The sequence below is a fragment of the Deltaproteobacteria bacterium genome (assembly GCA_016930875.1).
GTDB lineage: Bacteria > Desulfobacterota > Desulfobacteria > Desulfobacterales.
In genome coordinates this window covers 1-2,728 of sequence record JAFGFW010000181.1, presented here as the reverse complement: position 1 = coordinate 2,728, position 2,728 = coordinate 1, and the positions used below count along the sequence as shown (strand labels likewise).

2 protein-coding genes are annotated in these 2,728 nt (G+C 48.8%); both read right to left on the bottom strand.

Going from position 1 to position 2,728, the window contains the following annotated elements:
- Positions 1 to 141: 141 nt before the first annotated feature.
- The gene (locus JW883_15355) at positions 142 to 1,182 is read right to left on the bottom strand and encodes a DUF362 domain-containing protein (GenBank protein MBN1843642.1); all 1,041 of its coding nucleotides are present in this window, start codon (positions 1,180 to 1,182) and stop codon (positions 142 to 144) included.
- Positions 1,183 to 1,657: 475 nt separating this feature from the next.
- The gene (locus JW883_15350) at positions 1,658 to 2,452 is read right to left on the bottom strand and encodes a uroporphyrinogen-III synthase (GenBank protein ID MBN1843641.1); all 795 of its coding nucleotides are present in this window, start codon (positions 2,450 to 2,452) and stop codon (positions 1,658 to 1,660) included.
- Between the last annotated feature and the right edge of the window lie 276 nt (positions 2,453 to 2,728).

Here is a 2,728-nt window from a genome sequence, read left to right as displayed (position 1 = left end):
GTGCGTCTATCCTTGCTTTTCTTGGCATGCCTCGTCATTATCACCTTCTTCGGCCAACGTAAAGCATAAAATCATAGACGTCCCCAAGATAACTCCATTTCTGAATAACCGGGTCGCCAGTGTTTGTTAGGTTCGGCAAGGTCAGCCTTTATGTAATACTTCCACTACACGATTCCTATATTCAAGGCTTTGGTTGTCGGCGGCAACCACTTCGATTTCCAAGGGAGATGGGGCCCCCAGGCCGAGCTCAACCGCCCGGGCAATCTGTTTTTGTTCAAAAATCTTTGGCCGCATGATCTGATTGTTACTGCCCAGCGTCTTTAAAACAGCCACCCCAACCGCATCAATGGCAACCCGATCATCCGATGCCAGAAATACGTTGCCCCTGGCTCGCTTTCCGTTCATCGGGCCCCCGTCCACAAAGGCTTCAATCCCGTCCAGAACAATCAGGTCGGGCTTGAAGGGCGCATTGATTTCGGCGATCATCTCTTGCTGATAGGCTGACCCATGCAGTTCCCGCATGTATTCAAAACCGTGCCGACTCGTCGGAACCACGCCGACATGCAGTTTCAATGACATGGTGAAAACCCCGCCGTACTGGTGAGTTTTGAGGCAGCAGGTTGAAATCAGACATTCAGCTTCAAGAATCGGGCGTGCAACTCTAAAACCGTTTTGCCAGTGGCTGTCTTCGCGTTTGACCTCCAACCAGTCTTTTCGTTCCAGATCGTCGAAATTAATGATCTTGACATCCAGTTTTTTCATGAGTGGGATGATACCTTTTTGTTCCATTACCTCGCGGGTCGGCGGGTAGCTTCGTTCACCAAGGCTAAGAGATTTGGCACCCATTGCCCAGACTTCTTCAACCAAAGATACCAGGGTATCGTTATGGGTTGATCCGGGAACCGGATCCGCGGTGTTGAAATTAGGCTTAATCAGAACATTTTTGTTTTTGACAGGGTTGATATTCAGGACTTTTATTGACGAGAGAACACCAGATTTTCGATCCTCTGTTTTTACAAACGCAACACGACTCCTGGAGTTAGCCATTGTCATACCTCCATGTAAACTCATTAATAAAGCGCCTCCGGCAGCACCGGAATACTTTAAGAACTCCCTCCGGCTGATGCCCGCCAGCAGCTCATTTCTTTTCCCTTTCGAGAATTTAACCTTCTCTCTTTTCATGACTGTCCTTTAGACCCAGTAGTGCGACATTTTTTCTTATCAGCTGAATTTTGCACGAGCTGGAAGCTTTCATCTGCAAGGTATTTAAGGATGAAGCCATAGTGTACTATTGCGAACCCTTAATAACGCAACAGATGGAAGCCTCCAGTTTGCCCGAAGGGTGAAAATTGATGCGAAAAAATGACCCTCATCCTTTTTTACCATTTAGGTATTATTTCTGTAATATTAATTTTTCCTAAATCGTTTTGTATTCAGCAATAAAACAGCTTCTCATCAATTTTCACGCAAGATTCTGGTATCAATTTAATATTGTAATGAGCTATTCGCTTTTTTGAAGATGTCACCCTGATCGCCTGATTTTATTCTTTGAATATGTACAATTAGTCAATAACGTCCCTAAAATCATACGACGAGATGTTTCGTCGGCGCCGTCAGCCAAATCTATAGAACTAAAGGGCGTCCGCATACTCCCCGACTAGTTCTTACCCTGTATGCCAAAAACCTGGGTCAAGCTTTCGGCCAGGTCAGCGATGTGTCCTTTTGAGATGATATGGGGCGTCAGCCCATACCTCCCGGCCTCCTCTGCCGTGCTTGGCCCCACGGCGGCAATAGTCACATCTTTGAGGGTTTCGTCCAGGTTGAGGCCAACTTTCTCCACCCCTTTTAAGAAAAACCGCACTGCCGAGGGATTCGCTAGAGCAAGGGCATCCAGCTTCCATCCGAAGGCCTTTTCAGCCATATCCACAGTGGCCTCTTCCAGCATCCGATAACCGGCCACTTCAGTCACCCGAGTTCCCAAGCTCTTTAGCCTGTTCGGTAGGTTTCGGGATGCCCCTTCGACCCTGACAAGCAGGAGTGCCCAGTCGGATATCTCCCCAAGACAGGCAGTAACACCCTCGGCAGTATGGAGTTTCGGTACATAGTGCACCTCAATGGCTTCCTTCTTCAGGGCAGACACGGCACCATGTCCAATTGCCACAATCTTTAGTTCACCGAGAGCCGCCTTTCCAACTTGGAGCACTTCGAGGCGCTCCAAGAAATTTATTACACAGTTGCTGCCGGAGAAGATGACGCAATCAAAGTCCTTAAGCCGCTGGATGGCTCTATCCATTGGGCCATAGTCTTCAGGTGGAGCGACCTTGACGGCCGGAAACGCGAGTGTGTCTGCCCCACGCCTCGAGAGAATATGGACAAGGGGGTTGGCTTCCGGCCGAGCCGGTGGCACTAGGATGCGCTTGCCTGCAAGAGGCTTTCCCTTGGATGAAAACATATCGTTGTGATGGGGTCAGGCCTCAACAATCAACAAACGATCTTCGATAGATGTTCAATGTTGAGATTGATCCCGCTGATGCGTGTCTTCAGTTGTCAAAATATTTCCAGACCATAAACCCCTTCTTTGTTATCACAATCTGGGGTTTTGGCAAGTTGAAGGCAGGGAAAACGCCGGGTGTGGAAAATGAATGGGCACTGTGGATTTTGCATTAGATGCTTGTACTCCGACGCATGCTCGACTATGCTGTGCCCTGAAGTGGGGGGGGGGGGGGCC

Excerpts from the sequence above, each read along its gene's own strand:
- JW883_15350 (MBN1843641.1), bottom strand. The coding sequence starts at position 2,452 with ATGTTTTCATCCAAGGGAAAGCCTCTTGCAGGCAAGCGCATCCTAGTG.
- JW883_15355 (MBN1843642.1), bottom strand. The coding sequence starts at position 1,182 with ATGAAAAGAGAGAAGGTTAAATTCTCGAAAGGGAAAAGAAATGAGCTG.